Below are 6,533 nucleotides of genomic sequence, written 5' to 3' on the forward strand. Positions count from 1 at the left end.
TTGCTGCCGCATGATCGCTATGCACGACTCTGGCCTGGGCGGGCTGTCCATCTGGCGCGCGGTGCGCGTTGCCCTGTCCGACTGGCCGATTACCTATCTGGCCGACCAGGCCTACTGCCCCTACGGTCCGCGCAGTCGGCAAGAGATCATCGACCGCAGCCTGGCCATCGGCCATTACCTGATGAGCCAGGGCGCTACCATCCTGGTGGTGGCCTGTAATACCGCCACCACCGTGGCCATCAGTGCCTTGCGGCGTGAACTGCCCATTCCCATCGTGGGCGTAGAGCCCGCCATCAAGCCCGCCGCCGCCGCCAGCCGTACCGGTCGCATCGCGGTGCTGGCCACGCAGGCCACGCTGGCCAGCGAGCGGGTTCAGACCCTGCTGGACACCCATGCCAACGGAGTGGAGGTCTTGCGCCGCCCAGGACATGGCTGGGTTGAACAGGTTGAGGCAGGCGAACTGGACAGCGCCCTCACGCGGGCCCGGGTGGCCGCCGTCGTACAACCACTGCTACTGGAAAACATCGACCATATCGCCTTGGGTTGCACCCACTACCCCTTCCTCTCGCCGCTGATCCGCGAGCTGACCGGCGAACGCATTGCCCTGTACGACCCGGCCGAGGCCATTGCCCGGCGCGTCCAATCGCTGTTGCAACAACATGGCAGTGACAGTATTGGCGACCGCTGCTACCGTTTCATCACCACCGCGCCGGACACCCAGCCCATGGCCAGCATGCTGCCATTGCTGATTGGGCACGGCCACGCAGTCGAATCCCTGAATCTGGAGTAAATCATGCAGCTACGTCACTTCTTGCCAGCACTGCTGCTCTCCACCCTGCTTGCACCCACAGCCTGGGCCCTACCCCAGTGCAGCGATGTTGCCCGCATAGTGAACCAGCAAACCGGCAACCGGCTGGACACGGCCGAACTTGGCAGTGTATTGCAGGCACTGAAACAAACCGGCCGACTGCCGGATCAATTCATTCCCAAGCGTCAGGCACAAGCCGCAGGCTGGCAACCGGGCCGCAGCCTGTGGAGCGTCCCCGCCCTGCAAGGCAAATCCATTGGTGGCGACAGGTTTGGCAATTACGAAAAACAGCTGCCCAAAGGGCAATGGCAGGAAGCGGATTTGAACTATAAAGGTGGCAAGCGCGGAGCAAATCGCCTGGTCTTTTCCCGTGCCGGGCAGCGTTTTGTTTCCGTCGATCATTACCAGCGCTTTATCGAGGTGCCTGCATGTCAGTAACCATCTGCCAATTGCAACAGATCACATCACTGGAACAGTTTTACGATGAAATCAGCCGCCAGCTGCACCTGCCGGCCCACTTCGGCCGTAATCTGGATGCCCTGTACGACAGCCTGAGCGGCGATGTCAGCGGCCCGTTTGAAATTGTCTGGCGCGGCACCGAACTCTCCCGCAGCAAGCTGGGGGCCGATGTCTACGCCACACTGCTGGAAATCCTGCAATCGGTGGCAGAAGAGCGTGGCGATGTCACGCTGGACATTCATCACTGAGCAATAACGCTCTCACAAAAAAGGCTGCCATTCCGGCAGCCTTTTTGTTCATAACACGTCACCGGCCCCATCAGCCCAGGCTGGCAATCCGCGCCACCGCCTCCGCCAACCGGTCGATACCGGTGGTGTAGGCCACGCGCACATGGCAGGCTGCGCCAAACTGGCCGAAGTCCGCCCCCGGCGTAATCGCCACGTTCACCTCCTCCAGCAAACGTGCGCAGTAGGCAAAGCTGTCATCCGTTACCGCGCTGACATCGGCATACAGATAAAACGCCCCCTCCGGCTGCACCGGCAGCTGCCAGCCCAGTTGCGGCAGTGCCTGCAACAGAAAGTCGCGACGGCGGCCAAACTCGGCACGGCGCTGTTCCAGCTCGGCAATCACATCCGGCTGAAAAGCCGCCAGCGCGGCATATTGCGCCATCGCCGGCGGGCACAGAAACAGGTTCTGCGCCAGACGCAATGCCGGTTCGACATAATCATCCGGCACCACCAGCCAGCCCAGTCGCCAACCGGTCATCTGGAAATACTTGGAAAAGCTGTTGATCACAAATACATCCGGGTCCACCGCCAGCGCCGTGGCCGCATCACAGCCATAAGTCAGGCCATGATAGATTTCGTCCACAATCAGGCTGCCACCATGCTGTTTGCAACTGGCGCTCAGCGCCGCCAGCTCCGCTGCGGTCAACAAAGTCCCGGTCGGGTTGGCCGGGCTGGCCACCATGGCAGCAACCGTATGCACGCCCCAAGCGGCATCCACACCGTCAGCCAGCAATTGATAACGGGTCTCCGGCCCTACCGGCAGGCAAACCGGCTCTCCGCCCAACAGGCTGACAAAATGCCGGTTACAGGGATAGGTGGGGTCGGCCATCAACACCTGATCATCCTGATCAACCAGCAAGGACAAGGCAATCTGCAAGGCACCCGACGCCCCGGGCGTCACGATGATGCGACGCGCATCCACCGACACGCCATAGCGCTGTTGATAAAAACCGGCAATGGCTTCACGCAATTGCGGCAGCCCCTGTGCTGCCGTATAGAAAGTATGACCATTCGCCAGGGCCTGCCGCCCAGCCTTCACAATGGCGTGTGGCGTGGCAAAATCCGGCTCGCCCACTTCCAGATGAATCACATCACGGCCTTCTGCCTGCAAGGCACGCGCCCGCTCCAGAATGGCCATCACCTGAAACGGTGCCACGCCATTCATCCTGCTTGATAGTTTCACTGCAATCCCCTGTGGCGCAGCCTGCATGCCGACAGCTGCCTGAATAAGTCGCTGAGTTTAGCAAGCCCATTACAAGCACACCACCAAGAAGCCCTCCCGCCCTCGCCTGGCCGCTCCCAGCCCCCGAAAACAGCGCTTTCATGCAGATACTATTGACAGGAATCCCGTCCACCAATACACTGCGCATCTCTGAGTCGGAGAGGTGGCAGAGTGGTCGAATGTACCTGACTCGAAATCAGGCGTACGTGCGAGCGTACCGAGGGTTCGAATCCCTCCCTCTCCGCCAGACCCATCTAAAGTGTTGATTTCACAGTAAATTCAGGCTAAACAAGGCTTTTCAGGCCCTGAGTTCTACACAACACTCCTACACATTGGCGGTAATGAGTTCAGTTTTCTTCTTGGTTCCCTATACTCTGGATCGGAACACCATGAACCACGCCAATGTTACCCACAGGCCTGCAACGCCCCCCCCAATCCGGCACCTACTATCTTCGTCGTCGTATCCCTACTGACGTTCTTGTTTGCTATCCCGGCAAAAAAGAAATCACGTTTTCGCTACGCACCAAAGACTACCGCACAGCTGTCGAGCGCCATCGCGCGGAAGAAGCCCGTCTAACCTCCGAGTGGGAGGAAAAGCGACAGCGGCAGGCGGAGCGCTACGCGCGTACGCAACTCGCTGCCATTACCCACATCGACGCACTTACCCCGGAAGTCATCGACGCTATCTGCCTGCATGCCGAGTCGGTCAGCCTGGCTGGGGATGAAGCACGCCGCGAAAGCGGTCACTACACGCTGGATGAAATCGAGGAATACCAGAGCGGCTACACCGAGGCCAATCGCATCCTCAAAGGCGCGGTGGCCATTGGTGACTACGAGCTACTGCGTGGCCCGCTGGAACAATTCCTGCGGCTGTACCGCTACCAGCTCAAAGCCACTGAACCCGAAATGCGCCGGCTGGCGCTGGCGTATGGCCGCATGGCCATCCGTACCAACGAGAAACTGCTCAGTCGCTATGACGGCAAGGAAGTGCCGACCCCGGTGATGGCGCAGCGGCTTGAAACACCGATGCTGTCGGAGGTGACCCAAAGCTATCTGGCCTACTACCAGAAGCTGGACAAGGTGGCGATGCTGCGCAAGGTCACGGCCGTCATGCCGTTGCTGGTGGATATCATCGGCGACAAGCCCATCGGCCTGCTCAAGCAAACTGACCTTGAGGCTTACTTCGAAGCGGTGCAAACCCTGCCACCACGCTGGAAAGACATTTGCCGGCAGGAAAAGCTGCGGCCACTGGAACTGGCCAAGCAGCAACGCGGCGAGATGAGCAAGGGGACCTTCGATGGCACCTACCTCGCCGTGATGACGCCGTTCATCAAATACTGCCGCCGCAAGTGGCAAGACCACGGCTGGCCGATGACGCTGACCACTGAAGGGGTGCAATACCTCGGCTCACGCCGTGACCCCGAAGGCGGGCAACGTGCGTTTGAATCGGCAGAACTCAAGCGACTGTTCGAAGGGCCGGAAATGGCACGCTTTGCCAAACGTCCCGCCATGGCCCACAAATACTGGCTTCCCCATCTGGGCCTGTTCACCGGCGCGCGGGTCAATGAGCTGTGCCAACTGAACCCACAAGTCGATATCACGCAGGATGCGCAAACAGGCACCTGGTATATGGACATTACCGATGAGTCCGAAGGGGATGCCCGCATCGACAAATCGGTGAAGACTGGTGGCTCCAAACGCAAGTTACCCATCCATCCCAAACTGATTGAGCTGGGCTTCCTCGACTATGTGGCGGCAGCCAGGAAACGTGGCGACACCTTGCTGTTCCAGGCCTTCCCGACCGCCGCAGGCCGCGCCTCGCCCAAAGCGATGAAATGGTTTACCGAGTTCCTGCAGGAAATCGGGCTGCGCGACGAAACCCCGAATGCCCGTATTGTCGGCATGCATGCCTTCCGCTCCACCTTCCTGCACCGAGCGATGGTGCTAGGCGTGGTCAGCGCGGAAACCATCACCGGCCATGCCAGCAATATCACCAGCATCGAGACTATCCAGAACGGACAGGTCAATCAGGAAGCGTCAGCAGTGGTGAAGAAATACCGCGGCGAACTGCCGGTCGACAAGAAGCTGGAAATCTTGTCGCGCATCACCTTCCCGGAAGTGGACTTCATTCGGGCGGACAAGCCGTAAGCATGGTATCGCAGATAGGAGCAAGTATGGGTCATTTCCCATTGTTGAAGTCTTTGCCCCTGCCTGTAGCTGTAGCCAACTGTCATGACATGGTGAAGTCATGCCTGGTCAAACGTCTGATGTGATAAAAATTTTGCGCCAAGCTGCCATTCGCGCTTTAAACCCTTGCTCCATCGCTCGGCATAGCCGAGTGACAACCCAAACCTTATATACTTGATGACTCGCTCAATAAGGATCCACCATGACAATCCATCAGACCCGAACAAACCACCTAAAATCGCTTTGGGCGGAGGGGCTATGGGGAAAATGGTTAGGGATAGCTTGGTTTGCATTAACCACGTTTCCATTCGTCCGCGATGAGTTTTGGCGACCTGATAATGAGAGCCACTGGAAGCTCATCAGCCTACTCCCACAGTGGACATTTTCAACATGGTCCTCCATGACGTTGGCTCTGTTGCTCGCATGGGTATATGAAGCTTCTTACCGCTCAACGTCCAAAGACAAAGCACGTTTATCAATCTACGAAGCACCGTCACCAATCGAAATTATTTTCGACCCCAACAATCGCCAAAGTCGCTTTTGGTCAATTGAAGCTGTGATGAAACCAGACAATACAGTTAGTCATAGTTACTACAGGTATGCGGTTGCGATCCATAATACTGGAGGACGCACACTCCGAGACGTCCAAGTGGTCATCGAACTGACTGGAGAGTTGAGGAATAGCCCATCGGTAGGAGAATTTGAGATGCTGAAGGAACAGAAAGCAGACCTGAACCCCGGTGACGAGCGGTTTGTCACGATCTTCCGTTGGCCGTACCCAGCAATTCAACCCGGTATGCTCGCCGGTACTTCTGCGAAATGGGGATACGGCGGAGTCAAAATAAGTGTTAGCGCGATGGATACACGCGCGGTTGTGCATACGTTCGATTTTGACTACACCAAAGAACCAATGTTGTCTGAACGACCTCATGACGGGTAAAGTTATCCTGATACTTGGTCTATTTCGCCTAATCGTGGAGAACTGTTCTCTTATTAATCAGCTGCTTTCCTAGATAAATCGCCCCAAGCTACTCCAGTTCCAGCCGCTCCCCATGACTTATCTTTTGCACAAAAAACAGGTGAGGCAGCGGGCCATCGTATCCACGCTGTAGCGCAGCCTGGCATAACGCCCATGACTGGGTTCGTACGCCATGAAAGCCAGGCTGCCTGGCGATGCGCTCCAGCGTTTCCGTTATCGCGGCTGTGTTTTTTCGATTCGCCTGCATGGCAATCAAGGCATGCAGTTCTTCCATTTCCTGTTTTGACCGTCGCCATGTCCACGCGGCCCGGCCTCGGCTGGGTTGGCGTACCAGTTCATACCCAAGCCATTTCAAGTAAGGCTTATCTCCAACATCCTGCAAGCTCTCCTGCTCGAGTCCTTCGCCATCTGTTGCCAGCAGTAGCCACTCCACCTTTTCTGCATCCAAGGGCCAATACATGACCAACACCGCATTGGCCAGCCCTTTCCCCTTACGCGTCAGTCGCTGCGCTGGCGAGCAGCCTATCCCGTACCGAGCATGAAACTTCTTCGCCAAGGCTTCGGCTTTGCGCGCGGCAACAGTGCCGTGCA

Annotated in this window: 7 protein-coding genes and 1 tRNA gene; 6 read left to right on the forward strand and 2 right to left on the reverse strand. The window is 57.7% G+C overall.

All coding sequences use genetic code 11. From position 1 onward, the window contains the following. Positions 1–10: 10 nt before the first annotated feature. From murI to HWX34_RS02765, 3 genes are read left to right on the forward strand one after another with little or no spacing between them, the layout of a single operon-like run. On the forward strand, positions 11–790 hold the full coding sequence (gene murI / locus HWX34_RS02755; protein ID WP_178970878.1) for a glutamate racemase: 780 nt from the start codon (positions 11–13) through the stop codon (positions 788–790). 3 nt (positions 791–793) lie between these two features. Further along, positions 794–1,246, forward strand: a complete 453-nt coding sequence (locus tag HWX34_RS02760; protein WP_178970879.1) for a ribonuclease domain-containing protein — start codon at positions 794–796, stop codon at positions 1,244–1,246. Beyond that, positions 1,237–1,515: a barstar family protein gene (locus HWX34_RS02765; protein WP_218645026.1), complete on the forward strand. Its 279-nt coding sequence runs from the start codon at positions 1,237–1,239 to the stop codon at positions 1,513–1,515. Before HWX34_RS02760 ends, HWX34_RS02765 begins: the two co-directional genes overlap by 10 nt. Before the next feature lie 70 nt (positions 1,516–1,585). Here HWX34_RS02765 and HWX34_RS02770 read toward each other — a convergent pair whose 3' ends face one another. Further along, positions 1,586–2,737, reverse strand: a complete 1,152-nt coding sequence (locus tag HWX34_RS02770; protein WP_370459658.1) for a pyridoxal phosphate-dependent aminotransferase — start codon at positions 2,735–2,737, stop codon at positions 1,586–1,588. Positions 2,738–2,933: 196 nt separating this feature from the next. Between HWX34_RS02770 and HWX34_RS02775 the strand changes: the two genes are divergently transcribed. The 3 genes from HWX34_RS02775 (at position 2,934) to HWX34_RS02785 (ending at position 5,903) form a co-directional block, all read left to right on the forward strand. Further along, positions 2,934–3,023: transfer RNA gene (locus HWX34_RS02775), tRNA-Ser, on the forward strand. 155 nt (positions 3,024–3,178) lie between these two features. Further along, on the forward strand, positions 3,179–4,924 hold the full coding sequence (locus tag HWX34_RS02780) for a site-specific integrase (RefSeq protein ID WP_178970880.1): 1,746 nt from the start codon (positions 3,179–3,181) through the stop codon (positions 4,922–4,924). A 241-nt stretch (positions 4,925–5,165) separates the two neighbouring features. Further along, positions 5,166–5,903 (forward strand): hypothetical protein, encoded by a 738-nt coding sequence (locus tag HWX34_RS02785; protein ID WP_178970881.1) that lies wholly within the window; start codon positions 5,166–5,168, stop codon positions 5,901–5,903. An 88-nt stretch (positions 5,904–5,991) separates the two neighbouring features. On the opposite strand, the gene HWX34_RS02790 is transcribed toward HWX34_RS02785, so the two are convergent. Then, positions 5,992–6,533 (reverse strand): hypothetical protein (locus HWX34_RS02790; RefSeq protein ID WP_178970882.1); only part of this gene is annotated, 542 nt, incomplete at its 5' end.

The organism is Aquitalea sp. LB_tupeE (assembly GCF_013391415.1).
In the GTDB taxonomy this organism is placed as follows: Bacteria; Pseudomonadota; Gammaproteobacteria; order Burkholderiales; family Chromobacteriaceae; genus Aquitalea.

What these genes read in the sequence shown, in the direction of transcription:
- murI (WP_178970878.1), top strand. Translation starts at nt 11, where the DNA reads ATGATCGCTATGCACGACTCTGGCCTGGGCGGGCTGTCCATCTGGCGC.
- HWX34_RS02760 (WP_178970879.1), top strand. Translation starts at nt 794, where the DNA reads ATGCAGCTACGTCACTTCTTGCCAGCACTGCTGCTCTCCACCCTGCTT.
- HWX34_RS02765 (WP_218645026.1), top strand. Translation starts at nt 1,237, where the DNA reads ATGTCAGTAACCATCTGCCAATTGCAACAGATCACATCACTGGAACAG.
- HWX34_RS02780 (WP_178970880.1), top strand. Translation starts at nt 3,179, where the DNA reads ATGTTACCCACAGGCCTGCAACGCCCCCCCCAATCCGGCACCTACTAT.
- HWX34_RS02785 (WP_178970881.1), top strand. Translation starts at nt 5,166, where the DNA reads ATGACAATCCATCAGACCCGAACAAACCACCTAAAATCGCTTTGGGCG.